This is a genomic window from Oceanicoccus sp. KOV_DT_Chl, from assembly GCF_900120175.1.
Lineage (GTDB): Bacteria > Pseudomonadota > Gammaproteobacteria > Pseudomonadales > Dasaniaceae > Oceanicoccus.
The window spans coordinates 1989835-2007325 of sequence record NZ_FQLF01000002.1 but is presented as its reverse complement, the minus strand read 5'-3'; the positions used below and the strand labels follow the sequence as shown (position 1 = coordinate 2007325).

20 protein-coding genes are annotated in these 17491 nt (G+C 45.1%); 14 read left to right on the top strand and 6 right to left on the bottom strand.

Features of this window, described 5'->3' with window-relative positions; all coding sequences use genetic code 11:
• Positions 1 to 20: 20 nt before the first annotated feature.
• Positions 21 to 635 (bottom strand): HPP family protein, encoded by a 615-nt coding sequence (locus tag UNITIG_RS13225; protein WP_159931157.1) that lies wholly within the window; start codon positions 633 to 635, stop codon positions 21 to 23.
• A 184-nt stretch (positions 636 to 819) separates the two neighbouring features.
• On the opposite strand from UNITIG_RS13225, the gene UNITIG_RS13220 reads away from it, so the two are divergent.
• The 5 genes from UNITIG_RS13220 to UNITIG_RS13200 all read left to right on the top strand — a co-directional run bounded on the left by UNITIG_RS13220 (position 820) and on the right by UNITIG_RS13200 (position 6903).
• Positions 820 to 1314: a cupin domain-containing protein gene (locus UNITIG_RS13220; RefSeq protein ID WP_101758802.1), complete on the top strand. Its 495-nt coding sequence runs from the start codon at positions 820 to 822 to the stop codon at positions 1312 to 1314.
• A gap of 83 nt (positions 1315 to 1397) precedes the next feature.
• Complete coding sequence (locus UNITIG_RS13215; protein ID WP_369809199.1) at positions 1398 to 2312, top strand: AAA family ATPase; 915 nt, start codon at positions 1398 to 1400, stop codon at positions 2310 to 2312.
• 9 nt (positions 2313 to 2321) lie between these two features.
• Complete coding sequence (locus UNITIG_RS13210; protein WP_101758800.1) at positions 2322 to 3698, top strand: VWA domain-containing protein; 1377 nt, start codon at positions 2322 to 2324, stop codon at positions 3696 to 3698.
• A 115-nt stretch (positions 3699 to 3813) separates the two neighbouring features.
• A complete protein-coding gene (locus UNITIG_RS13205; RefSeq protein ID WP_101758799.1) occupies positions 3814 to 6204 on the top strand; it encodes a fatty acid cis/trans isomerase in 2391 nt (796 codons plus the stop codon).
• Positions 6205 to 6456: 252 nt separating this feature from the next.
• Positions 6457 to 6903, top strand: a complete 447-nt coding sequence (locus UNITIG_RS13200; protein WP_101758798.1) for a hypothetical protein — start codon at positions 6457 to 6459, stop codon at positions 6901 to 6903.
• On the opposite strand, the gene UNITIG_RS13195 is transcribed toward UNITIG_RS13200, so the two are convergent.
• Positions 6900 to 7382, bottom strand: coding sequence for a PaaI family thioesterase (locus tag UNITIG_RS13195; protein ID WP_101758797.1), 483 nt, complete (start codon positions 7380 to 7382; stop codon positions 6900 to 6902). The genes UNITIG_RS13200 and UNITIG_RS13195 overlap by 4 nt on opposite strands.
• Positions 7383 to 7469: 87 nt before the next feature.
• On the opposite strand from UNITIG_RS13195, the gene UNITIG_RS13190 reads away from it, so the two are divergent.
• The 8 genes from UNITIG_RS13190 to UNITIG_RS13150 all read left to right on the top strand — a co-directional run bounded on the left by UNITIG_RS13190 (position 7470) and on the right by UNITIG_RS13150 (position 13363).
• Entirely contained in the window at positions 7470 to 8084 is a 615-nt protein-coding gene (locus UNITIG_RS13190; RefSeq protein WP_101758796.1) for a DUF502 domain-containing protein, read from the top strand.
• A gap of 6 nt (positions 8085 to 8090) precedes the next feature.
• Positions 8091 to 8495 carry a glutaredoxin domain-containing protein gene (locus UNITIG_RS13185; RefSeq protein WP_101758795.1) on the top strand — a complete coding sequence of 135 codons (405 nt, stop codon included), beginning with the start codon at positions 8091 to 8093 and terminating at the stop codon, positions 8493 to 8495.
• Positions 8496 to 8591: 96 nt separating this feature from the next.
• Entirely contained in the window at positions 8592 to 9029 is a 438-nt protein-coding gene (locus tag UNITIG_RS13180; protein ID WP_101758794.1) for an MAPEG family protein, read from the top strand.
• A gap of 360 nt (positions 9030 to 9389) precedes the next feature.
• Positions 9390 to 11177 carry a DUF1631 family protein gene (locus UNITIG_RS13170; protein WP_101758792.1) on the top strand — a complete coding sequence of 596 codons (1788 nt, stop codon included), beginning with the start codon at positions 9390 to 9392 and terminating at the stop codon, positions 11175 to 11177.
• A gap of 2 nt (positions 11178 to 11179) precedes the next feature.
• Positions 11180 to 11533 carry a PilZ domain-containing protein gene (locus UNITIG_RS13165; protein WP_101758791.1) on the top strand — a complete coding sequence of 118 codons (354 nt, stop codon included), beginning with the start codon at positions 11180 to 11182 and terminating at the stop codon, positions 11531 to 11533.
• A gap of 174 nt (positions 11534 to 11707) precedes the next feature.
• On the top strand, positions 11708 to 11962 hold the full coding sequence (locus tag UNITIG_RS13160) for a YidH family protein (RefSeq protein ID WP_101758790.1): 255 nt from the start codon (positions 11708 to 11710) through the stop codon (positions 11960 to 11962).
• A 137-nt stretch (positions 11963 to 12099) separates the two neighbouring features.
• A complete protein-coding gene (locus UNITIG_RS13155) occupies positions 12100 to 12792 on the top strand; it encodes a VIT family protein (protein ID WP_101758789.1) in 693 nt (230 codons plus the stop codon).
• Between the two features lie 64 nt (positions 12793 to 12856).
• Complete coding sequence (locus UNITIG_RS13150) at positions 12857 to 13363, top strand: GNAT family N-acetyltransferase (protein ID WP_101758788.1); 507 nt, start codon at positions 12857 to 12859, stop codon at positions 13361 to 13363.
• A gap of 18 nt (positions 13364 to 13381) precedes the next feature.
• On the opposite strand, the gene UNITIG_RS13145 is transcribed toward UNITIG_RS13150, so the two are convergent.
• Positions 13382 to 14572, bottom strand: a complete 1191-nt coding sequence (locus tag UNITIG_RS13145; protein WP_101758787.1) for a PilT/PilU family type 4a pilus ATPase — start codon at positions 14570 to 14572, stop codon at positions 13382 to 13384.
• A 65-nt stretch (positions 14573 to 14637) separates the two neighbouring features.
• Between UNITIG_RS13145 and UNITIG_RS13140 the strand changes: the two genes are divergently transcribed.
• On the top strand, positions 14638 to 14955 hold the full coding sequence (locus tag UNITIG_RS13140) for a DUF962 domain-containing protein (RefSeq protein ID WP_101758786.1): 318 nt from the start codon (positions 14638 to 14640) through the stop codon (positions 14953 to 14955).
• Here UNITIG_RS13140 and UNITIG_RS13135 read toward each other — a convergent pair.
• From UNITIG_RS13135 to UNITIG_RS13125, 3 genes are all read right to left on the bottom strand, one after another.
• On the bottom strand, positions 14935 to 16206 hold the full coding sequence (locus tag UNITIG_RS13135; RefSeq protein ID WP_101758785.1) for a cytochrome P450: 1272 nt from the start codon (positions 16204 to 16206) through the stop codon (positions 14935 to 14937). The two genes, UNITIG_RS13140 and UNITIG_RS13135, sit on opposite strands and share 21 nt — an antisense overlap.
• Positions 16207 to 16214: 8 nt before the next feature.
• Positions 16215 to 16712: a 2,4'-dihydroxyacetophenone dioxygenase family protein gene (locus tag UNITIG_RS13130; RefSeq protein WP_101758784.1), complete on the bottom strand. Its 498-nt coding sequence runs from the start codon at positions 16710 to 16712 to the stop codon at positions 16215 to 16217.
• A 140-nt stretch (positions 16713 to 16852) separates the two neighbouring features.
• On the bottom strand, positions 16853 to 17464 hold the full coding sequence (locus UNITIG_RS13125) for a DUF924 family protein (protein WP_101758783.1): 612 nt from the start codon (positions 17462 to 17464) through the stop codon (positions 16853 to 16855).
• Positions 17465 to 17491 lie beyond the last annotated feature (27 nt).

Genomic DNA, 17491 nt, shown 5'->3' with positions numbered 1-17491 from the left:
TCGCAAACTCTCGTTACTGGTTATACCCACAGCTCCAACGGCTCTTCATTCACTAGCGTACGCAAAATATCGGTACGACTCACAATCCCCATTAAATTATGCGCCTTGTCGGTAATCGGCATAGCACTAAAACCCTGCTGGCACATGACGTCGGCAATGCTGCGAATTTCGGTCGTTTCCGCTGCGGTAATCACTTTAATCGTCATCGCTTTATCCACAGCAGTCCTGGCTAAATCTTTAGCCTGATGCTGCAGGGAATACCGCATAATATCCCGATCAGAAATAATACCGCATAGCTTTTTATTATTGTCCACTACTGGCAAGTGATGGAATCGTTGCTGTTCGAGTAGCTGACGAGCACTAGCGATAGACTCACCCATATCGATACTAATCACCGGCTGCGTCATGATCTGGTGAGCAAACATGGCTGGTTGGCGTTGCTCTGCCTGCTCTTCAGTTTGTTGATAATTTTTTATCCCTTCCTTGCCTACTAACTGCTTATCAGCCACTGACGGCTGATCTCCACCTGTAGCCGTAATCGACTTCATACCTTCCAGGGCATTCACTCGTTTCATCCTAACTAAAGATTCCAAGGGTGTTTGAATACGAGCACCTTGTTCGATGATATAAAACATACACCTCTCCTTTCCCGCTCTCAATACTGAGACCATCCATACAGAGTCAGTTCATTATTAGGCGAAATTAATCTATCTGGCAAACTATTTAGAAAGAACTACTGCTGTACTTAAAAAAAACTTAGAATAGTTGTAATTTTTAATTCCCGATAAGCAATTTAGCCATTTGATCGCGACAATTATCATGACCAAACAACAACTGATAAAATCACTGGAACTTGAACCTCACCTTGAAGGCGGTTTTTTTAAGCGAACCTATACATCCAGCCAAACTGTTAATGTCACTGACACTACTCGACCACTATTGTCATCCATTTACTATATGCTTACCGATGACAGTCCTATTGGTTATTTTCACCGCAATCAATCTGACATTATTCATTACTGGCACCGTGGCAGCGCGCTAAATTATTTTCTTATCAGCCCCGATGGCAAATTCTCTAGCTTCACGCTGGGGCCAGATGTAGATCGAGGCGAGCATCTACAAATGACTGTACCCGGCAATTATTGGAAAGCCACGGTATTATCACACGGTGAATACGGCCTTTTATCTGAAGCGGTCAGCCCTGGATTTGATTATGCGGATATGCAGTTAGCGAGCACAGCACAAATGCAGGCAGATTTTCCTGAACTATTCATCGAGCCGCATTATAAAATAGCCGCGCTTTGTCAATCTTAACCACTGCTTCACCATGCTACACTGCAGCCAGTTACTTATGAGTTTTTGATATGTCTGAAACCACATCCTCCTTGTCTACCTTGATGCAAGATGCAAATAGTATCCGCAGCGGTTTCGATCAACTGGGATATATTGCCAGTGAAGAAATTGCCACGGCCTTGTATTTGGCTTTTCAGCTAGGCAAACCAATTTTAATTGAAGGCCCTCCGGGTGTTGGTAAAACCGAGCTGGCAAAAACCGCTGCGACCTATCTATCACTCCCCCTGATTCGCCTGCAATGCTATGAAGGCCTGGATGAAGCTAAAGCGCTTTACGAATGGAAATATGGCAAGCAATTGCTTTACACCCAGGTATTAAAGGAACAGCTGGGTGATATTTTAAAAGGCGCTAAAGGCTTAGCCGAATCGGTCGAGCGACTGCATGACTTTGGCGATATTTTTTATTCGGAAGATTTTTTAGAGCCACGCCCGCTGCTAAAAGCGATGCGCGAGCCAAAGGGCTCGGTGCTGCTGATCGATGAGATCGATAAAGCAGACTATGAGTTTGAATCTTTATTACTTGAGATTTTATCCGATTACCAAATTTCGGTACCAGAAATTGGCACGGTTAAAGCTAAATCCAAACCCTTGGTTTTTCTTACGTCTAACAACACCCGCGATATCAGCGATGCACTGAAACGCCGCTGCTTGCACCTTTATATCCCGTTTCCCAGCAGCGCGTTGGAAAACCGGATTATTGACAGCCGCGTACCGGAAGCGTCCGAACAATTAAGGGATCAACTGGTTAATTTTGTCCAGCAGCTTCGCAAGCTTGATTTAAAAAAATCTCCCGCTGTTAGCGAAACCATAGACTGGGCCAGAGCATTAGTCCTATTACATGCAGATTCGCTAGATAAAACTATCGTCGAACAAACTTTAAATGTAATTTTAAAGTTTGAGGATGATATAGCAACAACGAAAGATGAATTACGACACTTGCTAGCTAAAACAAAAACCTAAACCGCTGATATGCAAAAAAATCTAGTCAACTTTATTGCCACCCTACGCAACCATGATATCAGAATCTCCACATCAGAAAGCCTTGATGCTATGCGGGTACTGGCACTGGTAGGTTACAACGACCGGCTACAGTTTAAACACGCGCTATCTGCAACCCTGGCCAAAACTATTGCCGAAAAATCGCGCTTTGATTACTGCTTCGAATTATTCTATGGCGGCTCACGCCTCGAACTTTCTTCAGAAGCTACCGCTAGTGATTTTGTAGCTTTGCCACAGGATTTAACGACTGATGTTTTATCCGATGAAAATATACAAGCCGCTATCAGTACACCGCTGGTTAAAGCTTTATTACAAGATGACAACCGCTTGATAGCGGCACTTGTTGCCAAGGCAGGTGCCGAATTAGACACTGAAAAACTGCGCTACTTTACCCAAACCGGCCAATATACTCGCAAGCTACTATTAGCAATGAACGTTGATACTCTTGATCAAAGTATTCATCAACTACAAAATATTCGTACTGCCGATGCTGACTATGTCGTGGATATTTTAACCCGGAAAAAAATTCAATTGCGCGATCTAGCCAAACAACAGATAGAAGAAAAGTTTTTATTAACCGCCAATGCGGAAGGACGAAAACTACAAGAAAATGTCATTCTTCACACACGTCTTTCTACCCTGGAAAACCAACATCTCAATCAACTACAAGAGATCACCAGAAAAATTTCCAAAAAGCTGGCGGCAAAACACTCGCAACGCTTGCGGATAAAAAAACGCGGCAAACTTGATGTTGCCAAAACGCTGCGGAAAAATATTCATCACGATGGCATTCTTTTTAACACCTACTGGAAAAATAAGCGCAAAGACAAAGCGAAAGTAATAGTGCTCTGCGATGTCAGTAACTCGGTAGCCGCTTATGCAAAGTTCCTATTATTATTCCTATACAGCTTAAACGATATATTGCCTCGAGTAAGGAGTTATTGTTTTTCCAATCGCAGCGGCGAAGTAACTGACTTATTCGACCAGCAGCCTGCTCCGCAGGCCATAGAAACCGCTTTTAAACAGTGGGGGCAAGGTGGCAGTGACTACGGCCAGTCACTAGTCGACTTTGCCGATCAATGTCTGGCTAGTATTGATAATAATACGACTGTTATTATTTTAGGCGATGCCCGCAACAATAAAGGAGAGCCCCGGCTAGATATTTTGCAAAATATCTATCAACGCGCTAAAACTGTCATCTGGCTCAATCCTGAACGCCGCAGCAGCTGGTATACAGGCGACTCTGAAATGCGCCGCTATCAGAGCGCCTGTCATTTTGTCAGCGAGTGCCAATCACTCCATCAACTAACAAAAATAGTAGATCAGCTATTAAAACTGATCAAATAATATTACTCTTGATCACCAAAGACACCCTGAACAACCTGATTGCCCTATAATTTTTGGCAATGTAAGAGTTTTCCACGCGGATTCAGTTTGTTAGGAATGGAGTTCTATACCAACTATGAATAATTATACTAAACGCTTCGCCCTGTTTATTCTTGCCACTATTACTTTTAGTGGCTGTGCGGTAGTTGCAAAACATAAATTAGATGAGATGTATGGACCTGCTCAAGTGGTCGAACGCACCGTCGTTGAAAAAGACTATAGTGAGCCCGAGTTTTATCACGATATTAAACCCATTGTTGACCGGCGCTGCGTAGTCTGCCACGGTTGTTATGATGCGCCCTGCCAATTGAAAATGAGCAGCTTTGAAAGTATTGATCGCGGCGCTAGCAAAGAAAAAGTTTATAACGGATCGCGGTTAGTTGCGGGTAATTTAAGTCGTTTGACAATCGATGCTGGCACTACCCGGCAGTGGCGTGAAGATGGTTTTTTCCCAGTGCTAAATGAGCGTGCGCAATCAACTACTGCTAACCAACAAGCTAGTGTCATGCACAGGATGTTACAACTCAAACAAGCACACCCCTTACCCGAAACCGAATTACTCCCTGACAGCTTTGATCTTTCACTCGATCGCGATCAGCAATGCGCCAGTATTGAAGACTTTGACCAATTTGAACGCGATTACCCTTTATGGGGTATGCCTTATGGCCTACCTGCCATAAATCCTGAAGAACAAGCCACTATTGAACGTTGGTTAGCGACTGGCGCCAAAGCGAAATTTCCTGGAATTCAGCCTACAAAAAACCCTATTGAGATAGAACAATGGGAACAATTTTTAAATGGCGATTCTTTAAAGCAGAAATTAATGAGTCGTTATATTTATGAGCACTTATTTTTAGCTAATATTTATTTCAGCAATAATCTGTCTTCAATAGGTGAAGATCGTGAATTTTTTAAGCTAGTACGATCGACTACTGAACCGGGTCAAGCTATTGAAATCATTTCCAGCCGGCGACCTTTTGATGATCCAGGTAGCGATACTTTCTATTACCGTTTACAACGGGTAAAAAGTACCATACTAGCTAAACAGCACATGCCTTACCTGTTCAACCCACAGCGTATGCAGCGCTGGCAACAGCTATTTTTGGATGCCGAATACACAGTCACCCAATTGCCCGGTTATGATCCAGAATTAGCTTCCAACCCGTTTATCACCTTTAAAGAAGTGCCAGTCAACGCACGTTATCGATTTATGCTCGATGAAGCTCAATTTACCATTATGGGGTTTATCAAGGGCCCGGTTTGTCGTGGTCAAGTTGCGCTAAATGTCATCAATGATCATTTTTGGGTGTTATTTACCAACCCGGATTTGGAAGTAAAATATCACACCGATGTTTTTCTTGCCAAAGAAGCGCAAATGCTCCGTTTACCAGCCGAACACGAAAGTACCGCGCTAACCCCGTTGACCAGCTGGCTGAAATATTCTGAGATGGAACGCAGCTACTTAACTGCCAAGCAGCAACGCTTTGATAAAGTTTTTCCTAACAAAGAAATGCTGGATCTTTCAATGTTATGGCAAGGCGATGGCCACAATCAAAATGCCAGCCTGACTATCTTCCGTCACTTTGACAGCTCCACCGTCACCAAAGGCCTGATCGGTAACACCCCTAAAACTGCCTGGGTGATTGGCTACCCACTACTTGAACGTATTCATTATCTATTAGTGGCAGGCTTTGATGTCTATGGGAATGCTGGCCATCAATTATTGACCCGTTTGTATATGGACTTTTTACGTATGGAAGGGGAGTTTGCGTTTTTGAAATTTCTTCCCCAGGCAACAGCAGAAAAGGAAATCGATCACTGGTACCGCAATGCTGAAGACAAAGTGGAGCTATACCTTAAAGAAATGCACAGCCGAAATTATGAAACCACTGGCTTGGAATTCAAAACTAAAAACCCTAAAGTTGAATTTTTTAATCAAGTTCGCCAACAATATGGCAACGTGGTTATTCCGCCAGACCTAATCAATCTGCAACCGTTTAATTCGTCAGTCACTAGTTACCAACAACAGTTACAACAACTCTCGCAGGTGCGTGGTAAGACCCTGCAACACCTACCTGAGCAGTCGCTTATATACTTGCAGCTAGACAATGACGAGCACCGTTTAATCAGCCTAATTCGTAATCGCGCTCATCTAAACGTATCCCATTTATTCGGTGAACAAGACAGAATGGTACCCAAGGAACAAACCTTCAGTGTAGTAGAAGACGTTATCGGCACTTACCCCAATGCGTTTTATCGACTAACTGAGCAGCAATTACCCGACTTTGTCAGCCGGATGTCGACGCTCAGCTCCGAGCAGGATTATCAGCAACTGTTACGACTTTACGGGATAAGAAGAAACGATAAACAGTTTTGGGCCTTTAGTGATGCCATCCATGATCATTATCTACAGAGCAGACCAATAACCGCTGGGCTACTGGATTTTAATCGGATCGAAAACCGTTAGCCCACAGTGCCAGGGAGCGACCTTAAATGTTACCCGTCCTACCCACTCAATACATCGTCACTGGCTATTTTTTAATCAAGTCCGCGCTCTGTAAGCATCAGCCCGATAAACTCGCACATTAATAAAGTACTGCAAGCCCATGAAATAACTGAAAAAATACTTGCCGAAAGAAATTTGCACTTCTATTATTCATGCTATGCGCTTAAATAAGCCAACAAACCGCTCCCTCACAAACCTTGAGTAAAGACCGCGATGACAAGCTGGAATTACCGCGTAATAAAAAACGAGGCTGCTAGCCGCGAAGCAACTTACCAGATCCATGAAGTGTATTACTGCCAGGACGGCAGCATAGACTGCTGGAATCACACGCCAGTGGAGCCTTTAGGCGTCAGTGAGCCGGGGCTACGTAATGATATTCAGGCGTTTTTAGGGGCGTTTCGTTTACCGGTGTTGGAAGAACGAATCGTTAACGGTAAAGCCAGGCTGGTCGAAGAAAAAATACAATCTATTGGCAAAGACCTGCACGCCGATTATGTCAGCAAAACTTCCCGCGCCTCAGGCTATTTAAATCAAGTTTTAGGTAATCATCTTTTGCTGAAGCAGGACCCTGCGCTGCGCCAGGCGTATGAAAAAGTAGATCAGGCTTTGACTGAATTGCATTCAGCAGTCAGTCGACAGGATTTTGCCCAAGCCGTTTAAGTACGCTCCTCAAACCAACTATTGGGCACCTTCACTGCAGTTACCCGCGCAGTGGCACAAACCTCTCCCTCCGACAGCAGCTGACAATTAACGACAGTTTTCTTCTCGGTATAGCTTTCCACTTGCGCTTCCAGCAACACCTCTTTATCAATCTCTACCGGCCGTTTATAGCTTACATCCATCTGGCCGGTGGCATACCAAATAGCCTCCCCGGTACCTACTGCACGACCCTCACGATAATAGGCATCAGACAATGCTGTGCAAATCCCATGACAATCGAGCAAGGTGGCCTGAATACCGCCATTCAAAAAGTGTAGCGGCCCGGCATTATGATAATGAGCTGGCGTAAAGCGAGCGTAGGTGCTGATTAGCTCGCCATCTTCCTCCCGGCTATAGCTTTTTAACTGCAAACCCTGTTTATTTGCCGGTCCGCAGCCATAGCAATGATTGACTGCCATCATGTCCTGTATTGCTTTCATCTCAAACCTCTCTAGACTAACTCCACGGAATAAGCTCACACCCAAACATTGCGCCAAGCGCGTCAAAAAATAACACGTAGGTCAACTATGCAACGCCTCAATAACTTTATCAAAAAATCCATCATTGGTGGCTTGCTGGTTATTTCGCCAGTCGTCATTTTGTACTTTGCTTTTCGCTGGGCATTTCTGGCGGTTAGCGACCTGATTAATCCTATTGCCGAGCCTCTCAGCCGTTATAGCAACGCACCGGAGCCGATTATCGATCTATTTGTCGTGCTGTTAATTTTAGTTGCCTGCTTTATTGTCGGTAACATTCTCACCACCCGTGCAGGCCAATGGCTACATAGCCGCTTTGATAAATCCCTATCGCGTTTGGCACCGGGCTATAACCTGATCCGCGATGTTATCCAACAATTCTTTGGTAACGACTCTAACTCCCCGTTTAAAAGTGGCGAAGTCGCAGTAGTGCGTTTATTCGGCGCAGATATCCCTACGGCAGCCACATGCATTGTCACCAGCCACCACAGCAACGGCTGGTTTACCCTATTCGTCCCCACCGGCCCTAACCCAACTTCCGGCTTAATTTATCACGTACCGCCCGAGCAAGTGGAACTTTTACCCCATATCAAAGTCGATGAAGCACTGCGTACTATTATTTCTTGTGGTGCCGGTTCCGGTGAATTACTGAAACGTACGACTTAATATTTTATGCAAAAGATTGATGATGACGGCTCCCCCATAACCGCCAATAAAACTCAAACGCCAATACTGCGGCGTATTGCTCCGTTGTTGGTGTTTGTATTGATTTTATTTACTGTTCAAAATTGGTGGCGGCTGGAATTGTTAATCAACCCAATAGACAATGCTGCGATCAAGGAAGAGGATGTTGTTCTTTACACTACGGCCTGGTGTCCATACTGCCGAAAAGCGCGTGATTATTTTGAGCAGGCTAATATTCCTTACACAGAATATGACGTCGAAAAGTCAGCACGAGCCTATCAGGAGTATCAACAAATTAGCGGCCGCGGGGTACCGGTCATTCGCATCGGCGATCGCATCATTCAAGGCTACAACCCCGCATCTATACGTGATGCTTTAGCCGCACTAGAATAATCTTCTACTATCATTACTCAGTGTTAATACCCCCTTTGCGACGTTCACGTTAAGCTAGCACCCTTTACCCGACTAAAGATAACAAGAGGACATGCAATGGAAGATTTATTGTTTAACCAAAACGCGATTTTTTTGCCGCTACTTATGACGCTTTTACTCGGGCTCATCGTATGGCTAGTGATGTTTGCTGTTCGCTTTAAAGCTATCGCCGCCGCCAATATTCAACCCGATCAATTAGCAACACCTGATATGGTCAATCAAGCATTACCAGGTTCGGCACAAAACCCCGCCAATAATTTCAAAAATTTCTTCGAAGTGCCAGTGATGTTTTTTGTGCTGTGCTTCTACTTGCAGGCAACTAACAATGTTGACAGCCTCTATGTTAATTTGGCCTGGGTATTTGTTGCCTTTCGCTATATCCATAGTGCCATCCAATGCAGTTATAACAACGTCAATCATCGCTTTGGTGCCTATGCGATTTCCTGTATCGCTCTATGGGTCATGCTAATTCGGGCTTTACTGGGAGCTTTCTAAGCAATCCAATAAGTACTTACCGCAACCGGGTCAATTCCCGGTTGCCAAGCCCCGCCTTTAACACTATGGTTAATATTTACCAGCAAACTATAATCGCCAAATTACTTTTTATTATGGCCTACCGGTGTAAAGACTGCAGCTATACTCGCAACGGCGTTTTTCCTAATGGCGCGTGCCCTGCCTGTGGTTCATTCAATATCACCGGTAAAGACGCTGTACAGTTAGCACCGGACAAACAACACTCTAAGCGCCTGCGACTAGTCGCGCTAATTGGATTATGGGGTTATCTAATATTTCTGTTATACCAAAAATTTTTAGCTTAATACGTTAACTTACTGGCCACTTGCACCCATAAATCCTATGCCCACAGAAGAACACATCCTGATAGATATTAACTCAGTACTCGCTGGTCACTGGCAACAGTGCCAAGCACTGCTGCTAGAAAGCTATCCCGGTAAATTAGACGGCAGAGCTGTTGACCCACAGAACCTGATTAATTTACTTGCCAAACTGACCTTAGCCAATGATGATAAACTTCTTGATTATGTAGAATCACAACTCGACGCCGTTGAATGCCTCAGCCCGGAACAATATGCGAGCCTAAAATTTACCGATCATTTTTTTAGCAACTACCAAAAAAACTTATTATTAGATCCAATTATTAGTCAGCAACTGTCAGTATTGCGTCCGGCTATTGCCATTAGCTTACTGCAACAACAACTACCATGGTCAGATCAAACCGGCATTGTTCCATTGCTAAATACTATATTTTTTCACGCCATTGGTTGCCAGGCATCACTGGGGCGAGCGGCCGAGCGATTCAGCCAACAGCTTGCCTCCATCATTCAACAAGCTGGTACCCTCAGCGAAAAAAGTACCGCTTTACAGATTTTTTTCGAAAAAGAAAAAGCACGTGTTAACAAATTAGAGCAGCGCTTGTATGACGCCGAGCTAGGCACATTGCATGCAAAACACGCCAGCCAGCTAAGCGCTAAAACATTAAATCAGTTTATGGCAGGCAAAAAACTACCCACTGTCATAAGTACATTTCTACAAGGCCCCTGGCGTGAGTCAATGCGACTGATGATTATCAGTGACGGCAACGCTAGCGAAAACTGGCAGAAAATACTGCGGCTGACTGAAACCCTGATCTGGAGCTTTCAACCTTTTGATAATACGGACACCGAATATCGACAACACGTCTACCAATCTATTGCTGATATTTCTGAACAATTACGTGAAGTAGCGGTTGGCTTACATCACAGTAGCAAACTTGATGAAGAGCTAGCCAATATTGAAGCCGAACATCTGAAAATTCTGAGAGGAATGGAGATCGAATACCACCCATTCCAACTGATTGATAACACCGACCCTTTGCTAAGCTCACAGGTTTCAATGAGTAACAGTCTAATAAAAAGTGCCGCGGCCTATGATGAAGGCCAGTGGTTTATTGAACGCGATGACGGCGTGGAAAGACGAATTAAACTCAGTGTAAAAATTTCTCAGGCCCAACAATTACTGTTTACTAATTTTCTTGGTATCAAAGCTGCCCAATACAGCTTTGAAGAATTTGCCTATCGACTTTCTTCCAAAATGATTACTCCGATTAAAACTGGAGATCCGTTTAAGGCCACAGGCGAGAAAATGCTCGACGGTCTGCTGCAGCGGCATCTGCAACAACAACAGCAAGCGGCCAGCGAAGCAGCCATAGAAAAAGAAATTATACGACAACAGGAAATAAGTCGGCAGGCGGCCAGAGATAAAGCATTGAAAGAAGCCGCTGCGCATGTAGAAGCACAAAAAACTGCCAGACTCAAAGCCCAACAACAAAACGAACAATTGCGAGCACAACAAGCGCAGCAAAAACAACTGGACGAAGTCCAGTTTCAGCTGGACAAACTACTCGTTGGTGGCATTGTCATTTTTTACGATGAAAACAGCAAAGGCGAACACTGTAAACTTGCTGCTGTCATCCAGTCCTCAGGCCAACATATTTTTGTCAACCGTCAGGGCATCAAACAGCACGCTTTGGATAAACCACAACTCACTGACCGCTTACTCAATAACCAAGCTAAAATAATTGACTACGGTAGCAACTTTGACAGCACTTTAGAAACAGTCGTAAACGGACTGAGAACCAGGAAATAACCATGACTGATAGCAGCGAACGACGCAGTGAAACCCGCATTGAAGAAAAGACCACGGTTTTTGTTGAAGTATGCTCTGCCTCCTTTGACAACAGCTCGCCCGCCAATGTCATCATCTGCAATAGCCTGGATATTTCAGCCAACGGCATTCAGGTAGAAATGGATGAAGAAGTGGCCATCGGCACCATCCTCAGAATCTGCGCAGAATTCTCCAATAGTGACAAAGCGCTTTATTTGGTCGGTGAAACCAAGTGGGTAAAGCAGGAGGAGGATCACTTCAATATAGGTTTTGAATTGTATGAGGCTGAAGATACTGATATTGCTGGCTGGAAAGAAGTGATTGCGGGGATGCTGTAGACTAACTGATGATTAAAAGTATCAATGGGCCATAAAATTCCTACCAGAATCGCCTGAATACTTTAGAGCATAAGCCGCATATGGCTGACAGCACACCCTTTAACTATACTGCTTATCTCAAGAAAGTAATTTGAATGCGAACTTTTTCATCATAAACTGACTGAAGTTACTCTAATGAATACTAACTCAGATACTCGCGACAAATTGGCGCTTGAGCGCACCCGACTGGCAAATGAACGAACGTTGCTTGCTTATGTCCGCACAGGCCTGTCGCTACTAGCTGCTTCTGCGGTTTTATTTCAGTTTTTTTCATCATTCAATTCTTATATCTCAGTCGCCTGGTTTTTAGCAGCTAGTGGAATTGTTGTGCTCTCAATTGGATCCATTCGTTTTAATAAAGTACGACAAAAACTTAATAATGGCCCGTAATCCATTGGCTGCCAACAGAATGAGCTAAGGTTTTTGCAGCAAGATAAAAAATTGGAGTTTCCCTTAAAGGCGACGTCTTATTAACAATATTATGTATATCAATAGCTGGGCTCACGTTAGCCTTATCGAGGTATTCGATGACGCACCCTGAAGCGCATAAATCACATCGCGCAGGATGGCTACGTGCAGCTGTATTAGGTGCAAATGACGGCATAGTGTCTACAGCAAGCCTTATTATTGGCATCGCGACTGCGAGCGCCACTCAGGAATACATACTCCTTGCCGGTATTGCTGGGCTAGTGGCTGGCGCTATGTCAATGGCCGCTGGTGAATACGTATCCGTTAGCTCTCAGGCAGACACAGAAAATGCAGATCTCGCTATAGAAAAAAAGGCACTAGAAAACGACTTCGAGTCTGAGCTTGATGAGCTAACAGAAATATACCAGACCAGAGGACTTGAATCCGGGTTAGCAAAACAAGTCGCACAGCAACTAATGGCGCATGATGCACTGGGTGCACATGCTAAAGACGAACTTGGAATCACTGATACTACTAGTGCAAAACCTTTACAAGCAGCTTTTTATTCGGCGGTGACGTTCACCATTGGCGCTGCACTTCCTTTATCGTTGGCCTGGGCTATTCCTGGTCATTTATTGGTTATTTCCGTCGCAGTATCATCTTTGTTTTTCCTCGCTCTTCTCGGTGGAATTGCAGCAAAAATAGGTGGCGCATCAATCACTGCTGGCGCACTCAGGGTCACTGTCTGGGGTGCGCTGGCCATGAGCATAACTGCGGTAGTAGGAAATTTCTTTGGTGTCGCCACCCAGTAATTCAGGTGAATGTTATACACTTAATCAAACAAAGATCCGACTAAATTATTAGGGAACATCATCCTTGAAAATAATTATTCGCCAAGAACAGGCAGATGACGCCGAAGCAATCCACCAGCTAACCATTGCCGCATTCCTTGAAGCGGCTCATACCGATCACACCGAACAGTTTGTAGTAAAAGCACTGCGGGAAGCACAGCAACTTTCCGTTTCGCTAGTAGCTGAATACAATCGTGAGATTATTGGTCATATCGCTGTGTCGCCTGTTGTTATCTCGGACGGTGCCAGTAACTGGTATGGGATTGGGCCGCTGTCAGTGCTACCCACTCAACAACGACAAGGTGTGGGATCTAAACTGATGCGGCGAGTATTAACTGACTTGCAAGCTTTAAACGCTGCGGGCTGTGTACTATTAGGCGACCCCGCATACTATTATCGCTTTGGATTTAAACCTATCAAAAGCTTAGTACTAGCTGATGTGCCAGCTGAATATTTTCAAGCGCTATCATTTAGCGGGCAATTTCCAAGCGGTGAAGTTCGATACCATTCGGCATTTTCCGCGACAAGTTAAACGGCGTAATTGACTACTTTACCGCTTGGTCATAAATGGATTTTCAGGCGGTGCCTCGTCTGTTTGGTCTTCTTCAATATCTTCAAGACTTAGACTCAAGCCACCGCCAGTATTTGCCGTGCTAGCCGTCGCACTACTAGCGGGCTCATTTTTTTCGCTGAGTTTTATTCTCAATCTTAAATTATTCGCTGAGTCAGCATTTTTAGTTGCCTCTTCCAAAGAAATTTTACCTTCCTTGTACAATTTAAATAATGCGGCATCAAAGGTCTGCATCCCCAAATTTTCTGACTTTTCCATAATGCCTTTGATTTCGTCCAGCTCACCTTTTAATATTTTTTCTTTGATGGTGGCCGTGCCCAATAACACTTCGACCGCAGCAACCCGCTTGCCATCGACAGTGGGAATTAATCGCTGCGAGACAAAGGCCTGAATATTGGACGATAAATCCTGCAGCAATTGTGGCCGCCGCTCTTCCGGAAAAAAGTTGATAATTCTATCCAATGCCTGATTGGCATTATTGGCGTGCAAGGTCGAAATTGCCAGATGGCCGGTTTCGGCAAACGCTAAACAATGCTCCATAGTTTCGCGATCACGCACCTCACCAATCAAAATAACATCGGGTGCTTGCCGTAACGTATTTTTCAATGCGTTATGAAAATTGCGTGTATCTACACCTACCTCGCGCTGATTGACCACGGATTTTTTGTGCCGGTGAACAAATTCAACCGGGTCCTCAATGGTAATAATATGACCCGCGCTGTTACTGTTCCGGTGATCAATTAATGCCGCTAGCGAAGTTGATTTACCAGAACCCGTAGCGCCAACAAATAACACTAGGCCACGCTTTTGGGTAATAACTGTTTTCAAAACGTCAGGAAGCTTAAGGTCGTCAAACTTGGGGATTTCCATTTTTATATTGCGCGCCACAATGGAGATTTCATTGCGCTGCTTGAAGATATTGATCCGGAAACGGCCCACGCCGGCGATGGAGTAGGCCAGATTCATTTCCAGCTCTTCCTCAAACTCCTCGCGCTGCTTGGAATCCATCAGCTGATCAGCAATAATTTTGATTTGCCCGGGTAACATGCCAACTTTATCCAACGGCTTTAACACCCCTTCAAACTTGGCGCAGGGCGGTGCGCCAGTACTGAGATAGAGGTCAGACCCCTCCTTGGAGGCAAGTATTTTTAGGTAGTCTTCAAATTCCATAACCAAACCCTTGAAATAGCGTTAACATGGCAAATCTCCGATAAGCATAGATATGATGCCGCCAGATGAAAACTGAATTTGCTACTTTTTCTGAGTTTTATGACTTCTACCTCACTCAGCACTCACACCCGGTCTGTCGCTACCTGCACTATTTGGGTTCAACCCTGACGCTGATCGCCTTGCTGTTCATTGTTATCAGTGGCCTATCGCTACTTTGGCTGCTGGTATTGCCGCTGATAGGCTATGGCTGCGCCTGGGTGGGGCATTTTGGTTTTGAAAAGAACCGTCCCGCTACCTTCGGCTATCCGCTGTATAGTTTTGCAAGTGATTGGGTGATGTATAAAGATTGGCTGCTGACGCCGTTACAAAAGCCCAAGCCCTGAAAGCTCAGGCCAGCAGCCCTTAGCGGGGATCAACTTCACCGGCATTTGCTTAAAGCCATTGACCAGATTCGAGCGGATACGCTGACATTCACCGGTGATTTCAACACCGGCAAACATTTTAAAAAACTCTTCCAAAAATACTCGCATTTCCATTCGCGCTAAATTGGCGCCTAAACACAGATGGATGCCATGGCCAAAGGCCATATGTGGGTTTACTTGCCGATGAATATCAAATTGCTCCGGCTGCTCGTAGACCGCTTCATCAAAGTTGGCTGAGGTATACAACATCACCACTTTATCATTGGCTTTAATTTTTTGCCCGGCGATTTCCGTATCACAGGTAGCTGTGCGTCGGAAGTAATGTAATGGACAAGTCCAGCGCAGCATTTCTTCAATCGCCGTTTTCATTAATGCCGTATTGCTTTCGCCACCGGCTAGACAACTGGCCTCCAATTCACGGTACAACTCCGGGCGCTGAATCAACTCATACATACCGCCAGAAATTAATGCTCTGGTGGTTTCATTACCAGCAACGGTAATCTGGATAAATAACGAAGCGAATTCCATTTCTGACACCTGATGGCCATCCACTTCAACATTCACCAATAAGGAAATTAAATCATCGCCGCCTTTATCTTTGCGCTCAGCAGCTAATTGATAACCGTAAGTCCCCATCGCAATCGACGCATTGTTAACCTCCTCCGGACTGCCACCAATATCAGGGTCACTGGCCGAGGTCTGCATATCTGACCACTCCCGCAACTGATGCCACATATCCTGTGGCACCCCCAGCATTGAACCAATCACCGAAGTCGGTAATTCACCGGCCACATCATAAACAAAATTACAGTCAGGTTTAGCTAAAGCTTCGGTTAATAAGCGCTTGGTAATCGCACGCACTTTAGGCTCTAATTCCGCCAGCATTTTTGAGGTGAAACGGCTGATCACCGCGCGCCTTATTGGCCCGTGATTAGGTGGGTCCATACCGAGCAACTGGCCTTTGACCTGCGCTAAAATTTCCGGCGGCAAATCATCAACTAAAACAAAACCGCGCTCGGCAGAAAATGTTTTGTGATCACGCGATACTTTCATTACGTCTTCATGCCGGCTAACTACCCAATAGCCACCACCATCGGGGTGCGTATGCCAATGCACCGGCGCGTGTTCGCGCAAACGTTTAAAATCTGCCAGCGGTACCGCATTGACGTAATTATCGGGGTTATAAATATCGATTGAGTCTAGTGATGACATAATCGAATCTACAGCAATTGCGCGCTAGTGATATCAACGCCCGCCTGCTCTTTGGCTAAGCGAATATATTCAGCCAATTGGGTATGACCATCGGAAATACCCCAGATGGTGCCGTCTTCAGTGAAATGAATCAGGCTGCCTACAATAGTAAAAAAAACAATGGTCGGCTCAGTATTGTCGTCAGCCACTTTTAAAGTGTGAGCGGTATTAGCCGGTTCAAAAATAACCGAGCCTGCCGTGGCAGTAAAATCACTTTCCAGATAACCCCATTTCCCCTGCAAGGTATAAGCGGTCACCGCACCACTGTGACGATGTGTCGGCAACTGGGTACCGGGTGGAAAGCGATTCATAATGATCCAGTGTCCAGTGGCATCACAAACCCGCAGGATTTTCATTTCAATGCCAAAACCCTGATCGACCCAGGGTAAATCATTATGATTCACATGGCCGGATTCCAGCGAAGTTTCGGGTAATGTGGTGATATTCAGCGGCTCAGGTAATTCCATGGGATCTCTCTTGATTATCAATTTTTTAGCAGCAGCGAAGGCTTAACGATATAACTCAGCAGGCAGTATTTCACTGCCTCAGTCGGCAAGCAATGACTGCGGATTACCATTTGTTTATTAGCAAGCACCAAGCCCCGCATTTATTGACCAAAACGCGGGCCACCGCGATCAAGATAGGCCTGCTCCGCTGCTGTCGACTCACGGGCTAGCACGACATTACGATAGGGAAAGCGACCAAACTGCTGAATTATCTGCTGATGCTTAATCGCAAAATCGAGGCTGGACTGAATAATAGCTTTGCCAGCTGCAGGAATATCAGCCAATAGTTGCTGGAAACATTCGACTCCCTGTTGCTGTTGTACTACATCCTCGGCATGCATTAACGGCATATAAAAAAATAATCGCTGGATGTAACCCAACTGTTGATCCATTGCTTGCGCTAAACCCCGATCAACCCACCGCTGTGCTCGCTCATCCCCGTCAAAGGCACGACTATCACCGCGATAAATATTGCGCGGAAATTGATCGAGCAACACTATCAATGCCAGCATTCCCTGCGCCGTGCTGGACCAATGGTCCAGCTCACCACGCAATGCCCGTTGAACGCCCTCACTAAACAAGCGGCTGATTTCCTCGTCGACGGCAACTCCACCCATAAACCACAACTTGTTTTGCTGCTGTACGTCAAAACCATCACCAATATCTGCAAACCAATAATCCAGTACCTGCGTAATACTGTTGTTATCACTCATTCTCAGCACCTTTTTTAGCCTGCAGTT